At 57.6% G+C, this 18,367-nt stretch carries 18 protein-coding genes; 7 read left to right on the forward strand and 11 right to left on the reverse strand.

Annotated features, from left to right (window positions below; genetic code table 11):
* The first annotated feature begins 47 nt into the window (after positions 1-47).
* Positions 48-938 (forward strand): dienelactone hydrolase family protein, encoded by an 891-nt coding sequence (locus LSG25_RS02805; RefSeq protein ID WP_232743201.1) that lies wholly within the window; start codon positions 48-50, stop codon positions 936-938.
* Between the two features lie 33 nt (positions 939-971).
* Here LSG25_RS02805 and LSG25_RS02810 read toward each other — a convergent pair whose 3' ends face one another.
* Entirely contained in the window at positions 972-1,973 is a 1,002-nt protein-coding gene (locus tag LSG25_RS02810) for a tripartite tricarboxylate transporter substrate binding protein (protein WP_232743202.1), read from the reverse strand.
* Positions 1,974-2,239: 266 nt separating this feature from the next.
* Between LSG25_RS02810 and LSG25_RS02815 the strand changes: the two genes are divergently transcribed.
* A complete protein-coding gene (locus tag LSG25_RS02815) occupies positions 2,240-4,072 on the forward strand; it encodes a monovalent cation:proton antiporter-2 (CPA2) family protein (RefSeq protein ID WP_232743203.1) in 1,833 nt (610 codons plus the stop codon).
* 29 nt (positions 4,073-4,101) lie between these two features.
* Here LSG25_RS02815 and LSG25_RS02820 read toward each other — a convergent pair whose 3' ends face one another.
* The 5 genes from LSG25_RS02820 to arsC all read right to left on the reverse strand — a co-directional run bounded on the left by LSG25_RS02820 (position 4,102) and on the right by arsC (position 9,180).
* Positions 4,102-4,740 carry a LysE family translocator gene (locus LSG25_RS02820; protein ID WP_232743204.1) on the reverse strand — a complete coding sequence of 213 codons (639 nt, stop codon included), beginning with the start codon at positions 4,738-4,740 and terminating at the stop codon, positions 4,102-4,104.
* A 51-nt stretch (positions 4,741-4,791) separates the two neighbouring features.
* A complete protein-coding gene (locus tag LSG25_RS02825; protein ID WP_232743205.1) occupies positions 4,792-6,771 on the reverse strand; it encodes a PIG-L family deacetylase in 1,980 nt (659 codons plus the stop codon).
* A 282-nt stretch (positions 6,772-7,053) separates the two neighbouring features.
* The gene (locus LSG25_RS02830) at positions 7,054-7,848 is read right to left on the reverse strand and encodes a DUF4239 domain-containing protein (protein ID WP_232743206.1); all 795 of its coding nucleotides are present in this window, start codon (positions 7,846-7,848) and stop codon (positions 7,054-7,056) included.
* A 93-nt stretch (positions 7,849-7,941) separates the two neighbouring features.
* Positions 7,942-8,814: a DMT family transporter gene (locus tag LSG25_RS02835; RefSeq protein ID WP_232743207.1), complete on the reverse strand. Its 873-nt coding sequence runs from the start codon at positions 8,812-8,814 to the stop codon at positions 7,942-7,944.
* 21 nt (positions 8,815-8,835) lie between these two features.
* The gene (arsC, locus tag LSG25_RS02840) at positions 8,836-9,180 is read right to left on the reverse strand and encodes an arsenate reductase (glutaredoxin) (RefSeq protein ID WP_232743208.1); all 345 of its coding nucleotides are present in this window, start codon (positions 9,178-9,180) and stop codon (positions 8,836-8,838) included.
* Positions 9,181-9,395: 215 nt separating this feature from the next.
* Between arsC and LSG25_RS02845 the strand changes: the two genes are divergently transcribed.
* The 4 genes from LSG25_RS02845 (at position 9,396) to LSG25_RS02860 (ending at position 12,141) form a co-directional block, all read left to right on the forward strand.
* Entirely contained in the window at positions 9,396-10,565 is a 1,170-nt protein-coding gene (locus LSG25_RS02845; RefSeq protein ID WP_232743209.1) for an MFS transporter, read from the forward strand.
* Positions 10,566-10,642: 77 nt separating this feature from the next.
* Positions 10,643-11,146: a glutathione peroxidase gene (locus LSG25_RS02850; RefSeq protein ID WP_232743210.1), complete on the forward strand. Its 504-nt coding sequence runs from the start codon at positions 10,643-10,645 to the stop codon at positions 11,144-11,146.
* 48 nt (positions 11,147-11,194) lie between these two features.
* Entirely contained in the window at positions 11,195-11,338 is a 144-nt protein-coding gene (locus LSG25_RS02855; RefSeq protein WP_232743211.1) for a hypothetical protein, read from the forward strand.
* Positions 11,335-12,141 carry an RsiV family protein gene (locus LSG25_RS02860; RefSeq protein WP_232743212.1) on the forward strand — a complete coding sequence of 269 codons (807 nt, stop codon included), beginning with the start codon at positions 11,335-11,337 and terminating at the stop codon, positions 12,139-12,141. The genes LSG25_RS02855 and LSG25_RS02860 overlap by 4 nt, the downstream gene beginning before the upstream one ends.
* 105 nt (positions 12,142-12,246) lie before the next feature.
* On the opposite strand, the gene LSG25_RS02865 is transcribed toward LSG25_RS02860, so the two are convergent.
* The 5 genes from LSG25_RS02865 to mltG all read right to left on the reverse strand — a co-directional run bounded on the left by LSG25_RS02865 (position 12,247) and on the right by mltG (position 16,815).
* Positions 12,247-13,149, reverse strand: coding sequence for an ankyrin repeat domain-containing protein (locus tag LSG25_RS02865; protein ID WP_232743213.1), 903 nt, complete (start codon positions 13,147-13,149; stop codon positions 12,247-12,249).
* 68 nt (positions 13,150-13,217) lie between these two features.
* Positions 13,218-13,988: a TatD family hydrolase gene (locus tag LSG25_RS02870; protein ID WP_232743214.1), complete on the reverse strand. Its 771-nt coding sequence runs from the start codon at positions 13,986-13,988 to the stop codon at positions 13,218-13,220.
* Positions 13,989-14,094: 106 nt separating this feature from the next.
* Positions 14,095-15,144, reverse strand: a complete 1,050-nt coding sequence (holB, locus tag LSG25_RS02875; protein WP_232743215.1) for a DNA polymerase III subunit delta' — start codon at positions 15,142-15,144, stop codon at positions 14,095-14,097.
* A 4-nt stretch (positions 15,145-15,148) separates the two neighbouring features.
* Complete coding sequence (gene tmk, locus LSG25_RS02880) at positions 15,149-15,805, reverse strand: dTMP kinase (RefSeq protein WP_232743216.1); 657 nt, start codon at positions 15,803-15,805, stop codon at positions 15,149-15,151.
* On the reverse strand, positions 15,805-16,815 hold the full coding sequence (gene mltG, locus LSG25_RS02885) for an endolytic transglycosylase MltG (protein WP_232743217.1): 1,011 nt from the start codon (positions 16,813-16,815) through the stop codon (positions 15,805-15,807). Before mltG ends, tmk begins: the two co-directional genes overlap by 1 nt.
* A 173-nt stretch (positions 16,816-16,988) precedes the next feature.
* On the opposite strand from mltG, the gene LSG25_RS02890 reads away from it, so the two are divergent.
* Complete coding sequence (locus tag LSG25_RS02890) at positions 16,989-18,068, forward strand: folate-binding protein YgfZ (RefSeq protein WP_232743218.1); 1,080 nt, start codon at positions 16,989-16,991, stop codon at positions 18,066-18,068.
* The last annotated feature ends 299 nt before the right edge of the window (positions 18,069-18,367 follow it).

The following is an 18,367-nucleotide window of genomic DNA, read 5'->3' on the forward strand; positions in this document are numbered from 1 at the left end:
GTGCCTGGCATCACGGCAAGCCTGCCCTGCCTCAAGGAGACCTCATCATGGAACGCAAAAAAGCCAGCGATTTTCCTGCCGGTGTTCTCAAGCTGTTTGATTCATATGTGCATGGCATGATCGGACGCCGGGAGTTCCTGGATCGAGCCGCCAAGTTTGCGGTAGGCGGCTTTACCGCGGCAGCCATGCTCGAAAGCCTTAAACCCAATTACGCGTACGCCCAACAGGTCGCCAAAGACGACAGCCGGATCAAAACTCAATACCTGAACTACCCCTCGCCGCACGGGTCCGGCACCATGCGTGGATATTTTGCGCTGCCGGCCAAGCCCGCCGGCAAACTGCCAGGCGTTCTGGTGGTTCACGAAAACCGCGGGCTCAATCCCTATATCGAAGATGTGGCGCGTCGCCTGGCACTGGAAAACTTCGTGGCTTTTGCCCCCGATGCCCTGACACCTCTGGGCGGTTATCCTGGCGACGAAGAAAAAGCAACCAAGCTGTTTGCCCAGCTCGATCCGAAAAAGCGTATTGAAGATTTCGTTGCCGGGGCTGAATTTCTAAAATCGCGCCCCGAATGCACCGGCAAAATCGGAGCCGTGGGATTCTGTTTCGGCGGCGGAGTCGTCAATACCCTGGCGGTACGCCTGCCGGATCTTGCGGCAGCCGTGCCCTTTTACGGCAGCCAGCCCAGCGCGGCAGACACCGCCAAGATCAAGGCCCCTCTTCTGATTCACTATGCCGGCCTGGATGAGCGCATCGATGCCGGCTGGCCGGCTTTTGAAGCAGCGCTCAAAGCCAATGGCATCAAGTACCAGGAGTACATGTATGCGGGTGTCAACCACGGTTTTCATAACGACACGACTCCGCGTTACGACGAGGCGGCGGCCAAGCTCGCCTGGTCGCGCACCATTGCCTTTCTGAACAAGAACCTGAAGCCTTGAGCAGGCCCGGACCAGTGGCCAGGGCCGTAGAGATCAATGCAGGGAAATGTGGCGCTCGCGTATGACTCCGCCCCACTTCTGCTGTTCCGAAGCGATAAAACTCTTGAACTTGGCCGGCGTATCGCCCATGGCCTGAATACCCAGGTCATTAAGCTTCTTGACGACGGTCGGATCGGCCAGGGCTTTGGCGATGGCCAGGTTAAGCCTGCTTACGATGTCCTTGGGCGTCTTGGCGGGTACCACAACACCCTGCCATGTGTAGGCCTCGAAGCCCGGCAAACCGGCCTGGGCAAAAGTCGGCACGTCGGGCAAAGTCGAGCTGCGCTCAGGTAAAGGAATTCCCAAGGCGCGCAGCTTCCCGGAACGGACCAGCGGTGCGGCCGCCGACAGGTCGGCCATCATGAAGTCGACCTGGCCGCCCACAATGTCCTGCAAGGCAGGGGGAGTTCCTTTATACGGCACATGGGTGGCAGTGCCTTTGATTTTTTCCAGCAACAGTTCGGCGGCCAAATGATGAGGGCTGCCATTTCCCACCGAGGCGAAGGAAAGCTTGCCAGGATTTTTTTGCACGTAGGCGACAAAATCCTGCAGATTCGCGGTCGGCAGATTGGGGCGTACCACCAGCACCACAGGCAGCCTGACCAAAGTGCTTACCGGCTCGAAATCCTTGTTGGCATCGTACGCCAGATTGGCATACAAACTGGGGTTGAGTACCAGCGTACCCTGTCCCGCGGTCATGACGGTATACCCGTCGGGCGCTGCGCGCCTGAGCTCTTGCGCGGCCACGATTGTGGCAGCGCCGGGCTTGTTTTCCACAACGATGCTGGTACCCAGTTCCTTGGACACCAATTGCGCCACCAGACGAGTCGATATGTCGCTGCCGCCGCCCGCCGAATACGGCACCAGCCAGCGTATCGGGTGGTCCGGATATGAGGCAGCCAGCGCGGGAGCCGCCAGAAAACCGAGGCAAGCCAATACCGACAGCCGCCTGCGCCACTCAACAAATAATTTGCGATAAATAGCCGAGCCTTTCATTTTCTTCCTCTCCATTTTGTACTAATTGTGATCATGCCTTGACTTTAAGCAATAACTTAACATATCAATTATTAAAATTAACATATTAACTATTTAATTGGCATTAGGCTAAACACTAAAATCAATCCGATGGCGTGTTCCACCACAAAATATCGGCCCTGAGTCAGCGCGAGGTGCACTACTATCCTGGAAACGACAACACACTCGGGGTCAAGTCTTGCGCGCCTTGCATTGAGCACCCGCAGCCCCAATAAGGAAATACATTCATGGAAGGCATGGGCTTGTTATGGCTGGCACTGGTTTATCTTGCGGCTGGCGTGATCTCCGTTCCCATCGCACAAAGGCTTGGGCTCGGATCGGTGCTCGGCTACCTTATTGCCGGTGCGGCAATAGGCCCTTTCGCCCTGCATCTGGTGGGCGACCAGACCGGAGTCATGCATTTTGCCGAATTCGGCGTCGTCATCATGCTGTTCCTCATCGGCCTTGAGGTCCGTCCTACTGTTCTATGGAGCATGCGCGGCGTATTTTTCGGCCTCGGCGGCGCCCAGGTCCTTGCTACGGGCCTGGCCTTGACGGCAGCGGGCCTGGCTTTAGGGCTGGATTGGCGACAGGCGGTGGCCCTGGGATTCATCCTATCCCTGTCTTCGACCGCCATCGTGTTGCAGACTTTCGAAGAAAAAGGACTCAGGCATACGCCTGCCGGGAGCGCGGCATTCGGTATTTTGCTATTCCAGGACGTATCAACCATTCCCATGTTTGCCGCCCTGCCCTTGCTGGTTGCGGGCGGAGCCGGCGCATTGAACTCGTCCGAACAAGGGATGCTGGCGGGATTCCCCGCATGGGTCCATGCGCTTGCCGTGCTGGCCGCCGTCATGCTGGTCATCGGCGCGGGCCGTTATCTGACCCGCCCCGCCTTTCGGTTTATTGCCGATACCCGCTCGCGCGAAATCTTTACCGCCTCGGCATTGTTACTGGTGATCGCGGTGGCGCTGCTCATGGAAGCGGTTGGACTTTCCGCCGCTTTGGGCGCATTCCTGGCTGGCGTAGTTCTGGCCGACAGCGAATTCAGGCGTGAGCTCGAGGGCGATATCGAACCGTTCCGGGGCCTGCTGCTGGGTTTGTTTTTTATTTCAATAGGCGCCGGCATGGATCTGGGGCTGATCGCCACCCAGCCTGTTTTGCTGGCCGGCTTCGTCATCGGCCTGATGGCCATCAAAATGATCGTTATTTACCTCGTCGCCCGGCTCTTTGGCGTGGACGGCCGGGCTGCCGCCCTGACTGCCGCCGCGCTTGCGCAAGGTGGGGAGTTTGCTTTTGTGCTGCTTGGAATAGCCTCGGCCTCGGGCATAATCACAGCTGGCATATCGGGGCTGGCGACCGCCGCGGTGGCAACATCCATGGCCCTTACTCCTTTGACCCTGATGGGCTACAAGCGCTGGTGCGCTCATGGCCTGTCTTCAATACCCGAGCCCGAAAACGAAGCCTTCGATGATCGCCCGGATGCAATCGTTGCCGGCTTCGGACGCTTTGGCCAGATCGCCGCCCGCCTGCTGATTGTGAACGGTTTTAAAACGTCGACACTGGACGCCAGTGCCGAACAGGTCGAGCTGGTGCGACGATTCGGCCGCCGGGTATATTATGGCGACGCAACGCGTCTGGATCTGTTGCGCGCTTCGGGCGCGGCCGAGGCGAAACTGTTGATCGTGGCAATCGACGACCGCGATCAGGCCGAAAGATTGGTTGAAATAGCGACCCGCCATTTTCCGAACCTTACGATTCTGGCGCGTGCCTACGACCGGCGCCACGCGTACCGTTTACTGGATAAGGGGGCTCATGTCGTTGAACGGGAAACCTTTGAGGCCGGCCTGGTTTTGGGTGCGGAAGCCCTTAAAACATTGGGGTTCAAGGAGTTTCAGGCGGCACGCGCGGCACGCCTGTTTCGTAGGCACGATGAAAATATGTTCGAGGCCCTCAAGCAAGTATGGGGTGACGACGAGCGTTTCATGGTCGCCACCAAGGAAACCAGCGAGCGCATGAACGAACTGCTGGCAGCCGATATACAAACCATGCTGCAAGAGCCCGAAAACGATCAGGCCTGACGGTTCTCTTCACTCAGGGCCTTTTCGATTCACGCCTTGCGCGCGCTGAAAAGCATGATAATGCCCAAGCCCATGACCAGCAAGCCGCCCAAAGCGCCAACTGCCCGGCCACGCGCCGGCGAACGGGCAAACCAGGCCCGCGCCCGGGCGGCTGTCAGTGCCCAGACTGTGTCGGAACAAAATCCAACCATAACCGGTATTGTGGCCAGCATCAGCATCTGCAATGTCGAGTGGCCGATTTCGCGGTGCACGAATTGAGGCAGAATCACCGCGAAAACGATAACCGCCTTGGGGTTCGTCAGGCCCACCCAAAAGCCCTGCCGCATGGAAACCAGGGCGCTTTGCGAATGTTTCTGACTCATCAGCGATGGATTGATGGCTTTGCGATTCCTGATGGCCTGCACACCCAGATAAATCAGGACCAATGCCCCCAGAATCTTGATCGCGACAAACAACAGATACGACTCTTGCAAAATAACACCGATTCCACAAGACACCAGAATGGCCACGCCATACGTTCCTAGGGAATTGCCCGCCACTGTTGCAAGTGCATTGCGCCGGCCATGGCTCAGCGCACGCCCCACAATGAACATGACACTGGGCCCCGGAACCACAATCAGGACAATACACGCCAAAGCAATCGAAAACACTTGATCGAAATCGACCATGAAATGACTCCCGGTCTACAAGAATCGCGTAGCGTATTTTGCCTGATATTGTTATTTCATGCCGGCTTGAGCCGATAGAATGGGCGATGCGAACGGATGATCCGGGAGCCGATCAGGGTTTCCTGTGAACGATGCGCCGCCGTTGGCGGGAGGCGCCGCAAGCAGTTGAGGCGCACGCCAATTGCCATTGCCGCGAGTCCATAGCCAGTATGTTTGCCTGACCTGATTGCTGCGGCCCAGCACATACAATGTGCCGTTGATCGTACGCAGCGCCGGAGACGACTCCACATGCGTTCCCAGCACAACGGCACGAGCCCCTCCTTCGAACAGCCAAAGCCGTCCGCCGTCGTGTCCCAGGGCGGCAATGGCCACCTTGCCTTTTTCGTTCAGTCCTATGGCCGGTTGTCCGATATAGGAAAAACCCAGATCCCGGGGCGCGTCCCAGCCCTCGCCAGGAGCGCCACGCTGCGATTGAATCAACTGCAGCATATGGCCTGTTATCCGGTCCCTGACATAAAGCTCGATCAGGCCCCTGACATCACGCTGCGCCGCCAGGCCCCCAGACGTAGAGACATCGCCCAAGCGGTGCCAGTCTGTCCAACTGTCGACTCCGGGCAGCCGTTGAGAGCTCACCCAAAGGCCGCCGTTGCGATCCGAGGCGAAAACCGCCGGGTTGCCATTGGCATCAAGCGCCGCGGCAGCATTCGGCAGAGCGTCTGCAAGCCTGGGCAGGCTGGTCCAATGCCACGACTCGCCCCGTTCCGAATCCACCTCAACCGCGTAGTGGTATATCCCGTCGTTGCCCATCGCCAGCGCCGCTGGCTGCCCCTGTGCGCTGCGGGACATAAGAGGCAAATCGACTGTACGTATAGCTACCAATTCACGCCAGCCACGCCAATGCCGATCCGGATTCCGGACATTGGCCCATAAACGGCCCGTTGCGTCGCGAGCGAGTATGCCAGTACGACCATCGATCAAATTGTAGGCAGCCACGCGCCCGGGAATGCGGCCTCCGAGCGACAGCCAGGATTGATCATGGCTGCCATGAACATTCGCGGCGGAATTGGCTTCGCCGACGGCAAACAGCAGATAGCCGCCGTTTGAGTCCGCGGCAATAGCCGGCGCCAGGGTATGGCGTATAACGTAATAGGTGCGGCTTACCCAGGACGCCGCCGTACCGGCCGGTTCCTTGCAACTGGCAGGATCTTTCGGACAATAGCGGTAATCTTCCCAGGCATAGTGCTTGAATGCGACGGTTTTTGCGGAAGTTTCGGCTGCAGTCAGGTTCGAAGCGCGTTCCTGCGTGGGGTAGTCGACATAGGCCACCTCCGCATAATTGCCTGGCTCCTGCCTGATTGCGTCGCGCACCAGGCGCGCGCTGGCTATGTGATCCGGGTGATCGTTACCGATGCAGCGCCAACACAGCTTGTTGTACGGAATGTTGATGGTATCGTCCATGTGACGAATGACCGTAGGCTGGTAATCCTTGATAATGGCCGCCAGGGTGGCAACCAGCTGCGCACGGTCGTACGTTTCCGGATAGGGTCCCAACGACTCCACAGTCGCTCCGGGAACCGATTCGGCCCGACTGAGTGGCGTCAAGCTACCCCACCCCTTTCCCAGCCACGGATCCTTCAAGCGCATGTGTATCAGGGATACGCGTTTATCGCCCATCAGGAAAAAACGGGCCAGATGCCGTCCATCGAAGTCGCCGACGTCTTCCAGCCAACTGTTGGTCGTTTGCGCAATATACGAGTAAGCAGCCCGGACGCCTCGGGCGCGGCCAAGCATGTAACCCATGCCTTCGCCCCGCTCGGCGGCAGTCAGGTAGACTGTCTGCACACAACCGCCCGCGCCGATCGTTGCGTGGATATCGGGGTTCATGAAGAGCAGATCATCGTCCTGGTGGGCGACAAAAACCAGGTCTTTCATGCCATGGCATTCAGCCAGCCCAGGGGCGGCCCATGCCGGCGCAATGCAGCCTGCCCAAACGAGCACGCTCAACGCAGCAAGCCATCGTATGGCGCTCACAACGGTCCTTTCATTCAAGCCTATGAAAACGTTACTCTATTAAGTGTCGGGGAAAGCCGGCAACGGCATGCCAGGGACCACGGAACGCACCATTGCAGTGCAAGTGGTGCTCGTCAACGTCGAGAAAATGCGATTCTATTCCTATCCGTGCAAATTCAGTATCAAAACCCTCTGGGATTTCGGCAAACTGTTGTTTCCATGGGAAATATTCCGACCTCGGACGACAGGTTTTGAGTCACATCGAGCCGAGGCGAAACCACGCAGACGCATCAGCCCGCAAATTCAGTGATAGGTACGCGCCAGGGCACGCTCGATCGGTGCCGATGAAATGGTCGTGACCCCGGTAAACGGCTCATCGTAAGCCGCAATCAAAAAGATGGTTACCCCGAAGCCCAACGAAAACAGAGTCATGGAAATGGCCAGCGACCGCCGAAAGCCCAGGTGGAGTTCGGCCATGACACACGCCGATACGAACAACATGACGAAAACCGCGACCCACTTCGGCATTCGGACGCTGGACTGTGCAATAGCCAGCCGGGTGCCGCGGGCCGCTTCAATGCGCAGTATGTATCGGCGCAACTCTTTGCCGCCGATGCTGCGCACTGAATTGGGCACCCCGGTCTGGAGCTCCACCGCCTTGAGCGCCAGGTTCTCAAGGTAATCTTCCGCCTCTTGGCTGGCTCCGCCGTGCCGTCCCATCATGGGCCACTCGGTATGAATCACCGCACGCCCATAATTCCGGATCAGGGCCGTGACAGGCTGTCCATCGGTCGCTGACAGATACTTCGCCACCCGCAGACTATCTGCGATCGCAGTGGCTTCCTGTTCGACAGCCACCCGCCCTTTTTCATCTGCCTGCCAGACATCATTGGCCACAAAGGCAAGTACCATCCCGGTGGGCAGGAGGATCCCGGAAAGCATGGTGTTGATCAGAGTGGTGCCTTTTTTATTGGGGAAAAACCTGCCCACGAACTTCATGACCAGCGTGGCAACGACCGTCAGCAGTCCCATGGCCAAGATGCAAATCACAAAAAGTATATAGTCCGGCAATTCAAGCAAATAATCGTATGGGTTCATTGGCGCTTCCTGATTTTTGCCGATTTAATCACACTCGGCGCTCGGCGCACATTGTGAAATACCCGGTCACAAACCCATCGACCGTCGCAAGGTCTACGGCTGCGCCAGAGCAATCACACCTGCGATAATCGCCAGGCAACCCGCCAGGCGGGCCGCGCTTACTTTCTCCTTGAGTATGAAAAAGCTGGCCACAGTGCCTATCATCAAGGACATTTCACGCAAAGGCGCAATCATGCTGACCTGTGCGCCCTGCTGCAAAGCATACAGCACCAGGATATAGCCCAACGGCGACAGCAGCCCTACTGCCACCGCCAGGCGCCACTTTCCCTGCATTTGTTGAATCACGGCCTGGCGCCGTACCCATGCCGTTGGGGCCATGATCAGGGTAATCGTCAAGCCGCAAAACCAGTCAAGCACTACCGGTGCTATATACAGCCACTTGACACTGTAGGCGTCAGCGACGGTATAGCAGGCAATCAGCAAGCCCACCAGCAAGCCCCACCGCACACCCGTCCATGCGCGAGCCTGCGAAAAAATACGCCAATTGCCTTGTGTCGCAATCAGCAAAACGCCAGCCACGACACACAGCATGCCGCCGATCTTGGAAAAAGAAGGGTCTTCACCCAGCCATAGGTAAGCGCCCGCGCTAGCCAGCACAGGCCCGGTACCGCGTCCTATGGGATATACGACAGAGAGATCGGCGACTTGATAGCCGCGCTGCAAGGACAGGCCATAGGCAAGATGTATGACACTGGAGAGCAATATAAACCCCACCACAGTGCCGCTCCACGCCATGCCATTGACCACCAGAACATAAATCACCCAAGGCGCAAGCAGTACAGTCGACGAAAATCGGTACGCCAGCACAAAGGCCGCTCCGGCAGAAGCAGCCCGTTTCGCAATCAGGTTCCATGAGGCATGAAAGACAGCGGCCAGAAAAACCAGCGCAAAGATCTGGGAAGTCATCCGGGAGCGCGGGACCCGTACTTAAAGTATGTCGTTGACCACGTCAGCAGGCCGGCATAGCCGCGTTCCCTTGACAGTAACCACAAACGGCCGGTTCATGAGTATGGGATGAGCCATCACGGCATCAATAAGCTGCTCGTCGCTCAATGCAGGATTATCGAGCTGCAGATCCTGGTAGACCGTTTCTTTGCTGCGCATGGCTTCACGCACGGAAAGCCCCGCATTTTTAATAAGCGCCACGAGTTCGGCACGACTTGGAGGATGATTGAGGTATTCGATTATTTCAGGCTGTTCGCCATGCTCTTGAAGCATTTGCAGCACAGTGCGCGAGGTTCCGCAGCGCGGATTATGATAGATTTTTGTCATGGCATCGAATGTGGTGTTTCAGGAGGGAAAGCCAAGCATGATAGTAAACGATTCGGGGCCGTGCTCATGCGCGCCTCCGGGAGGCAGACGTGGATGCCAGGCCACATGTGCCGGAAAAGCATGAAGGGCTGGCGTGATTCAGCGTAGAATACGGGTTTTCCCTAGGTTGCTGAGACAGAATCGCCAACCTCCATCAAGAGCCCTTTTCCTGTTTTATGTCCCTGCCTCTTATCGCCCTGGCTGCCGCAGCGTTCGGTATCGGAACCAGTGAATTTGTAATCATGGGCCTGCTGCCCAATGTAGCCGCCGATCTGGGCGTTTCCATCGGCATTGCCGGCTTGTTGATAACGGCATATGCCCTGGGTGTCGTTGTCGGCGCGCCAATTGTTGCCGTAGCCACCTCAAAGTGGCCGCGTAAAGCCACCCTGATAGGTTTGGCCAGCACCTTTGTGCTGGGAAACTTATGCTGCGCCTTGTCGCCCTCTTATCACTGGCTGATGACGGCGCGCGTCCTGACGGCGTTCTGTCATGGGGCCTTTTTCGGAATCGGCGCCGTCGTTGCTGCCGACCTGGTGCCCCGAGCACAGCGCTCGCAAGCCATTGCACTGATGTTCACCGGCCTGACCCTGGCCAATGTGCTGGGCGTGCCGCTGGGAACCTGGCTCGGCCAAATGGCCGGATGGCGTTCTGCCTTCTGGGCTGTCTCGGGAATTGGCCTATGCGCCGTGCTGGCTTTAGGATGCTGGCTACCCGGCAGGCTGCCTATGCAGCAAACCAATATTGTGAGCGAATTCAGAGTATTGAAGAACCTGAAAGTGCTTTGGCCCTTGCTGGCCAGCGTGCTTGCTTCGGCCGCGCTTTTTTGCGTGTTCACCTACATTGCTCCCCTGCTGCAAGAGGTCAGTGGAATTTCCGAGCGCGGCGTCACCGGAGTGCTGTTGTTATATGGGGTGGCGCTTACGGTCGGCAGCACTCTGGGCGGCAGATTGGGAGGCCGCCATCTGGAAGCCGGCCTGCGCTGGATTTTCGCAAGCCTGGCGCTGATTTTTATTATTCTGACATTGGTACTGCCTTATTGGATACCGGCCCTGCCTGTCCTGTTTGTCTGGGGAGTGCTGGGGTTTTCGCTGGTCCCCATGTTGCAAACTCTGGTGGTCGACCAGGCGGCCGAAGCGCCCAATCTGGCTTCAACCCTGAATCAGGGTGCATTCAATCTTGGAAATGCCGCCGGCGCCTGGCTGGGCAGCCTCGCCATACGCCATCATATGGCTATCGGACACTTGCCCTTGCTGTCGGCGCTGATTTCCGCCAGCGCGCTGGTGCTGGTAATTTGGGGTACGGCGCGCCACGGCCGCTTGCCCGCTCCGCTGACCGCCGGCGCCTGATCGGCAAGTTTGCGGCGCATGCCCGCTCCCTGTTAAAGTGTAAGCCAGTCAACCACTGGTTCGTTCGACGTTCACTTATGACATCGATTCATGTGTTTTCGGCACCTTCCCTGACGGGCGAAATCATCGATTTCTCCCGCTTCCGGAATCAAGTTGTACTGGCCGTGAACGTGGCATCGGAATGCGGCTTTACGCCTCAATACGAAGGGCTTGAAGCCTTGTACCGCGATTACAAGGACCGCGGTTTTGTGGTGCTGGGATTTCCCTGCAACCAGTTCGGCCATCAAGAACCGGGCAATGCCGACCAGATTCAATCCTTTTGCTCGAGCACCTATGGGGTAAGCTTTCCCCTATTTCAAAAAATTGACGTCAACGGCCCTCAAGCCCATCCCTTTTTCATCTGGCTCAAAAACGAGAAAGCGGGAGTCCTGGGAACCCGCGGCATCAAATGGAATTTCACCAAGTTTCTGCTCGGCCGCGACGGGCAAGTACTGCGGCGCTTCGGCTCAAGCACTACGCCGCAAGAGTTGCGGCCCTCCGTCGAACAGGCGCTGGCCGCACCGGATGTGCATTACACATAAGTGCACCGGGACAGCCCGATTGACACAGCACCCAATTAAAGGATGAACATGATTGATCTTTTCTGCCGGACAAGCCCCAACGACCACAAAATGGGCAACATCGCCCTCGTCAATCCTGCACCCGCCGCGGCTTTTGATGAGCCGGCACGTAAAGTGCCGCTTGGCCAGGACACTCAAACCGTTAAACAATGAAACTCGTCACACGCACCATGCGGCTGGGCCCGGCCTTTGCCGTTCTTACTCTGCTGGCCGCTTGCGCCAGCGGGCCAAGCGGCAATATCTCGCTGATACCCGCCGATCAGATCGCCGCCCAGACCAGCAAGGACGGGCTTTTTACGCAGCCCATCAAATGGGAGCACACAAAGCCTGGGTGCAAAGGAGAATGCCCAACGCTCAAACTGGATTCCCTGGTATTCCCGGGGGTTCCCAAGCTGACCGAACTTGTCGACCATGCCCTGGCGGTAATGACCGGGGTCAGCACCACCCGCATTCATCCTTACGATACCGTTGCCGGCTATCAGGATTATTTCTGGAAAACGGCGGCCCCACGCGATTCGACGCTGTTGGCGGCCAAGGCCAGGTATCGAAACAAATACCTGACGGTCATAGAATTGAATACATGGCAGTATCTCACCGGCGCGGCGCATGGAATCTCAGCCACGCAATTTCTGAACTGGGATAACAGCAGGCATCTGGTACTGGGGCTGGATGAAATTCTGCAAGCCGGCCAGCAGGCTGCCTATGTTTCGGCCTTGAAAGAAGCGCACAGCCGGTGGCTGGCTGACAATCCCGATGCCCGGCGCGATCCCGCTACCTACGCGCGGATCTGGCCATTTCAGCCGAGCGAGAATTTTGCCTTTACCGACCAGGGCCTGGTCGTGAAATACGATTCATACCAAATCGCTCCATATTCCGCAGGACAGCCGGAACTGCTGATACCGTACGCGGCCCTGCAAGGCATTTTGAAGCCGGAATATATGCCTGCCCAGAACTAAATGCAGGCCGAGCCCGTGCAAGGCACGGGAAATTTTGCTTCATGGTGTCGATGCGCCGGTCAGAAGTGCATCGACACCGTCCGCTTTTCACCCACTTGCCTTCGATCAATGTGACGCGTTGGGATCGATATCGGCCGGATTGAAATACCGCGACGACGAATTGTCCGCTGGCTTGCCCGTCGCCGCTCCATTTGAAGCAGCCGGTACGGCGGCGCCGGGTTGAGCGGTTTCCGCTTCTGGCATGCCTCCCGCGGCAGGAACCGTTGCATTCGTGCCGGCGCCGGATGCTTCTGAAGCCGCTTCCTGCGCCTGATTTTTGGCGTGCTGGATGGCCCGCTGATCTTGTGTCTTTTTGATCAGGGCGGCAAGCTGCTTGGCCAGGTCATCGTGTTTTCTCAAATGAGCCCAATCCGCCGCATCATGGTGGTCGAGGTTTTGGGTAGTGACCTCGGCTCCCGCATCAAGCAAAGCCTGCACTACCGGCTGGCTGCCCGAGAAGGCGGCCATCATCAGGGCGGTGGTGCCGTCGGGAGCGGGCGCGTCGACAATGGCTTTGTGCGCGATCAGCATCTTGACGGTGTCCAGGTGCCCCTTGGAGGCGGCGTACTGCAAAGGGGTCCAGCCCAGGCGATTCACTTTCGCGCCACGATTGATCAACGCTTCAGCCCTTTTTGTCTGCCCCGCTATGGCCAGATACATCAGCGGGGTTTCATTATTGGAGTTGACCGCGTCGATTGCCGTTTTTCTATCGCCAGCCAATATATCGTACACATGCCAGGCGCCGTCGCGAATTGCCTGCATGATCGCCGGCTGTCCTTGGGTGTTGGCCTCATTGGGATCGGCTCCCTGAGCCAGCAGGGTTTGAACATCGGCCGCACGGTCATTGCTGATGTCGTTCCACCAGACAGCAGGGTTCGCGGCGTAAGCAGCCACGCAGAAGACCAGGCAAGCCAGGGCCAGGCCTGAGCCTACGATTTGCTTTGATTGGAAAGTAATTTTTTGTTTCATATCAGCTTATTACGAATAATATATGATGTAATTCATCTAATAATTTATTTTAAATAAATTACTTTAAATTAATTTTTTATCTTATTGAAAAGATTAAAAAAATTAGAAGTTGAATGTTCTGCAATAGCTGAAACCGGGATGCCCCGCAAATCAGCTATTTTTTCAGCGACATGAACCACCTTGGACGGGTCGTTGAGCTTGCCGCGATGGGGAACCGGTGCAAGATACGGCGAATCGGTTTCAATCAGCAAACGATCCAAAGGCAATTTCCTGGCCAAATCGTGCAGGTCGCCCGCATTTTTGAATGTCACGATGCCCGACAGGGAAATATAAAAATTCATGTCCATGGCGGCCTGGGCCACCTCCCAGGACTCGGTAAAACAGTGCATTACACCGCCATATTCGTCCGCACCCTCTTCCTTCATGATACGCAAAGTATCGGCGCTTGCCGATCGGGTATGAATGATCAAGGGCAGACCGCTTTGCCTGCTGGCCCGGATATGTGTCCTGAAACGATCGCGTTGCCATTCCAGGGGCTCGGTCAGGCGAAAATAATCCAGCCCGGTTTCACCGATCGCCACCACTTTGGGCGCTTGAGCCAGGCGCACCAGTTCATCGACCGTGGGTTCGGGCGTGTCTTCATAGTCGGGATGCACCCCGACCGAAGCATACAAATACGGGTATGGCGCCACCAAATCCATGATCCCAGGCCAATCAGAAAGATTCACGCTGACCACCAATGCGTGGCTGACGCGATTATGCGCCATGCGGCCTAATATATCGGGCAGATTTTTGGCGAGATCGGGAAAATTCAGATGACAATGAGAATCAACGTACATGGCAGGTTTCGGTAATAAATCTTTGCATTGCTGCGGCTTGCCGCCAGCGTGGCGGCACCACGGGCATTTTACTGAATGATGAAGAAATGACCCCGGCCGGCGCCAGCTACGAAACCGGACGACAAGCCAGCGCAACGCGTTGCAGCATACTGTGGACCAGCAATTTGGCGTTCAAGGGATGGCTGGCCACCGCGCGCTGCTGAACCAGCCATTTGCCAGTATCGCTCAGATTCGCTATGGACGCGCGCTCAGCGGTAATTTGTATCTTTTTCTGGAGCCCCGGAAAATAACGAACCGGCACGCCCGATGCGGCCAGCGACAAATCCAGGAACAGGCGCTGCAACGCATCAATCCATACGCCGGGCGGCTCTTTTTCGAGCATGTCTGCAAAACGCCCTATGTCAGGCACCTGGGCCTGGGCAAGAGAGCCCAGCAGTTCCGCCAGCCATTCGGGACAGGCGGCCGATCCGCTGCGCGCCAGCTTCAGGGCCGACAAAGGAGCGCCTCCGGCCGCGGCCAGCCATGAATCCGGACTGGCAAGGCCCTGCGCCAGCAGCCACTCCTGGCTATCGGCCGCGGAAGGAATGGCCAAGGGCAGACGCCGGCACCGGGACACAAGCGTAGGCAGCAAGCGGTCCGGTGCATCGGCCACCAGCAAAAATACCGTATGGTCGGGGGGTTCTTCCAGTACCTTCAACAAGGCGTTTGCCGAGATGCCGTTGAGCGCCTGGGCTGGATACACTACCGCGACACGCCATCCGCCGCGATGCGTGGCGGTATTGAACCAGTGGTTCAGCGCCCGCAATTGATCGACCCGTATTTCTTTGGACGGCGCTTTCTTGGCTGACGCTGTGCCGGTATCTTCTTCGTCGACAGCTTCCGCGCCTTCTTCGAGTGCAACGGCGTCGGGCCGGATACGACGCAAATCGGGATGATTGCCGCTGGCCAGCCACTGGCACGCAGCGCAATGCCCGCACGCCAGGCCCTGAACCGGTGCTTCGCACAGCAGGCTTGCCGCCGCAGCCAGAGCAAATTGCTGCTTGCCGATTCCCGCCAGGCCATGCAGAAGCCAGGCGTGCGCGAAACGCTCGCGCTGGCTCAGCCATGATTGGGCCACTTTTTCCTGCCAGGGCAAAAATCGCGGGATTTCGCTCATGGCCTCAAACCCCCTGCTCCGGCTCGCAAGAGGCCTGATGTATTTGGATCAGAGCTTCGAGCTGCTGCGACAGGTCGTGCCGGACGACATCGATGGGGCGGGTCGAATCGACCACCCGAAAGCGTTCCGGGTACTGTCTTGCACGCTCGTGGTAGGCGTGTCGGGTACGTTCAAAAAAGGCGGCGCCTTCCTGTTCGAATCGATCCAGTTCGCGCGTATGCGCCAGGCGTTCGCGGGCAACCGCCAAAGGAACGTCGAACAGCCAGGTGCGGTCCGGCTGCAAATCAGGATGCACCCACTGTTCGAGCGACTCGATCATGGCCCCTCCAAGCTCGCGTCCGCCACCCTGGTAGGCATAACTGGCATCGGTAAATCGATCGCATACCACCCATTGCCCGCCTGCCAGTGCGGGTTTGATGACAGTTTGCAGATGCTCGCAGCGAGCTGCGAACATCAGCAAGGTCTCCGTCTTGAGGTGCATGGCCTGGCCCAGTACCATTTGCCGCAATTGCTCGCCCAGTTCGGTTCCGCCGGGTTCACGGGTCGAAATGACCGGCAAGCCGCGGCGCCTGAGTTCCTCGGCCAGCCATTGCACGTGGGTGCTTTTGCCTGCGCCATCAAGGCCTTCGAGAGTAATAAAACAACCGCGCTGAATCTGCATCAGTGATTGGTTCCCAGAATGTACTTGGACACAGCGCGATTATGCGCCGACAAATCCTCGGAAAATTCGCTGGTGCCGTCGCCGCGCGAGACAAAATACAAGAATTTATTAGCCTCGGGGTGGACTGCCGCCAATAGCGACGCCCGCCCCGGGCTTGCTATGGGCGTGGGGGGCAAGCCTGTACGCGTATACGTATTCCAGGGCGTATCGGCCGTCAGGTCGCTTTTGCGAATTTTCCCCTGGTAAGACGTCCCCATGCCATAAATAACGGCAGGATCGGTCTGCAAAGGCATATTGAGCCGCAGGCGGTTGACGAACACTCCTGCAATACGGTTGCGATCGGCGCCATGACCGGTTTCTTTTTCGATGATCGACGCCAGTATCAAGGCCTCGTAAGGCGTCTTTATCGGTAAGCCGGCGTCACGCTCGTCCCATATGGACGCGAGTTGCTGCTGGCCCGCATGATAGGCGCGGCGCAAAATATCAAAATCGCTGGAATCAGGCACAAAAACATACGTGTCGGGGTAAAACAGGCCTTCGGGGCTGCTTTCGCTTGCGCCCAGGCGTTTCAAGATCTCGGCATCCGAAACGCCATCCAGCGTCTGCTTGATTTGGGGGTTGTCATGCAGCGCCTGACGTATACGCCGGTAGGTCCAGCCCTCTACCAGCGTGATGTGGGTTTGAGTCATTTCGCCGTTCGCCATGCGGTCCAGCAAAGTCCAGGGAGTATCGCCCTGCATGGCTTCATAGGCCCCCGCTTTGATCAATTTGTCCTGGCCGCTTAAACGGGCCAGCGCCACAAAAGCATTTTCATTGATGTTTATTCCGGATTTCAACATGGATTTGGCAACCGCCCTGGGGCGGCTGCCAACCTCGACCAGATAATCGATGCGATCGGCCTTGAGGGTGACCGGGCTGTTGGCCCAGAACCACGCCGCCGCTGCAGCCGCCGCGGCAAACAGCAGGCACAGCACGAGCAGGTACACGAGAAGCGAGCGAAATTTTTTCATTATTCGGAGTGTAGCCGAGTCGCTGCGGGAGCCTGGTAAGTGCATGCTTCATCGCTTGGCGACCCGCCATTAAGCCCTAAACATTTGAATGTTATCCGAGCGGCGTTTCAATAAGCCCGCTATGATAATCGCTACGCTAATTTGTGTCTCTTGTTGCGAGTACTGTTGCACCCATGAAAGATTCTTTACTTTTCGCCACAGCTTTGGATGATCTGGCCCTCATCGAAATCGCCGGAGCCGATGCGCTCAGTTTTCTCCACAGCCAACTTACACAGGATGTGGCCAACCTTCCCGAAAATACAGCCCGCCTGGCCGGTTATTGCACGCCCAAAGGGCGTTTGTTGGGCACACTGGTGCTTTGGCATGCCGGCACGGCGGAAAGTCCCATCGTGCATGCCCTGGTCAAGGCAGATATTGCCGACGCACTCATTAAACGCCTGTCCATGTATGTGTTACGCGCCAAAGCCAAGCTGCGCCGGACAACGCTGAGAGCCTGTGGGATAGCCATATCCCGCGGTGTCGCGGCCGTTTCATCGAATACCGATGAAGCGGCGGCCAGCCGGCCCCAGGCGTTTGCAAGTGATCTGGATAGCCTGCCCGCCCATCCCGCCGCCTGGTCGGTGGTGCATGCGGCAACAGGAGCATGGATAGCGGCTCCCTGCGCCGATTCGGGTATTGACCGCTGGTGGTACGTCGCACACGACACTTCTTCAGGCTTGCCGGCGGCAGGCGCCGCAACTCAACAGGCAGCCGATGGCAGTGCAATGGGGCTGGAGGAATCCGCCCAAGGGCCGGGCAATGCCTTCTGGCAGGCGGGCGATATCGCTGCGGGCCTGCCCTGGGTAGTGGCGGCCACACAGGATGTATTTATCCCACAAACACTGAATCTTGATCTTATAGATGGGGTCAGCTTCAGCAAAGGCTGCTATCCAGGCCAGGAAGTGGTTGCCCGTAGCCACTATCGCGGCACGGTCAAGCGTCGCATGGCATACGGACTGGCGTCGACTCCCTCCACTACAGCAGCGTCCGGACTGCCTGGTTTGGATATCTACGACTCTCTTCACCCTGACAATCCATGTGGCAGGGTAATCAATGCAGCCGGCGACGATAACGCGGCGGCGAACGGCAAAATGCATTTACTGCTTGAAATCCAGCTTTCCGACCTGGGCTCGGCGGCATTCAGGCTAGGCCAGGCCGATGGCCCAGCCATCGAGCTGCAAGCTCTGCCCTATGAAATCAAGGCCGGCGACTAGAGTATTCTTGGTTCAAGTGTTTAGGACACTGGACGCGTTTCAGTCGATTTTTTTGAGCCGTTTTTAGATTTGATCTGTGAATTTGAGCTGCTTGTACAGGCTTGAATGATGAGGTTGGACGGTGCGTTGCTGTGTGGGCGGCGGTTAATTCTATAAAGACGCCGCAGGGTGGGCGGTGCTGTGCAGTCCGGCACGTCCAGCGGTCGGCTAGCTGCGCTATCCGACTGCCCGGGTCTGCCTCGTCCAGGCGGGCGTCGGGCCAACTCGCGTCGCCCCGCGTTGCGGGTCGCCACTCAAAC

Source organism: Paralcaligenes sp. KSB-10 (assembly GCF_021266465.1).
In the GTDB taxonomy this organism is placed as follows: domain Bacteria; phylum Pseudomonadota; class Gammaproteobacteria; order Burkholderiales; family Burkholderiaceae_B.

Coding starts and splice junctions, on each gene's coding strand:
- LSG25_RS02810 (WP_232743202.1), bottom strand. CDS start 1,973: ATGAAAGGCTCGGCTATTTATCGCAAATTATTTGTTGAGTGGCGCAGG.
- LSG25_RS02845 (WP_232743209.1), top strand. CDS start 9,396: ATGTCCCTGCCTCTTATCGCCCTGGCTGCCGCAGCGTTCGGTATCGGA.
- holB (WP_232743215.1), bottom strand. CDS start 15,144: ATGAGCGAAATCCCGCGATTTTTGCCCTGGCAGGAAAAAGTGGCCCAA.
- mltG (WP_232743217.1), bottom strand. CDS start 16,815: ATGAAAAAATTTCGCTCGCTTCTCGTGTACCTGCTCGTGCTGTGCCTG.
- LSG25_RS02805 (WP_232743201.1), top strand. CDS start 48: ATGGAACGCAAAAAAGCCAGCGATTTTCCTGCCGGTGTTCTCAAGCTG.
- arsC (WP_232743208.1), bottom strand. CDS start 9,180: ATGACAAAAATCTATCATAATCCGCGCTGCGGAACCTCGCGCACTGTG.
- LSG25_RS02855 (WP_232743211.1), top strand. CDS start 11,195: ATGATTGATCTTTTCTGCCGGACAAGCCCCAACGACCACAAAATGGGC.
- LSG25_RS02870 (WP_232743214.1), bottom strand. CDS start 13,988: ATGTACGTTGATTCTCATTGTCATCTGAATTTTCCCGATCTCGCCAAA.
- tmk (WP_232743216.1), bottom strand. CDS start 15,805: ATGCAGATTCAGCGCGGTTGTTTTATTACTCTCGAAGGCCTTGATGGC.
- LSG25_RS02860 (WP_232743212.1), top strand. CDS start 11,335: ATGAAACTCGTCACACGCACCATGCGGCTGGGCCCGGCCTTTGCCGTT.
- LSG25_RS02830 (WP_232743206.1), bottom strand. CDS start 7,848: ATGAACCCATACGATTATTTGCTTGAATTGCCGGACTATATACTTTTT.
- LSG25_RS02890 (WP_232743218.1), top strand. CDS start 16,989: ATGAAAGATTCTTTACTTTTCGCCACAGCTTTGGATGATCTGGCCCTC.
- LSG25_RS02850 (WP_232743210.1), top strand. CDS start 10,643: ATGACATCGATTCATGTGTTTTCGGCACCTTCCCTGACGGGCGAAATC.
- LSG25_RS02815 (WP_232743203.1), top strand. CDS start 2,240: ATGGAAGGCATGGGCTTGTTATGGCTGGCACTGGTTTATCTTGCGGCT.
- LSG25_RS02835 (WP_232743207.1), bottom strand. CDS start 8,814: ATGACTTCCCAGATCTTTGCGCTGGTTTTTCTGGCCGCTGTCTTTCAT.
- LSG25_RS02865 (WP_232743213.1), bottom strand. CDS start 13,149: ATGAAACAAAAAATTACTTTCCAATCAAAGCAAATCGTAGGCTCAGGC.
- LSG25_RS02820 (WP_232743204.1), bottom strand. CDS start 4,740: ATGGTCGATTTCGATCAAGTGTTTTCGATTGCTTTGGCGTGTATTGTC.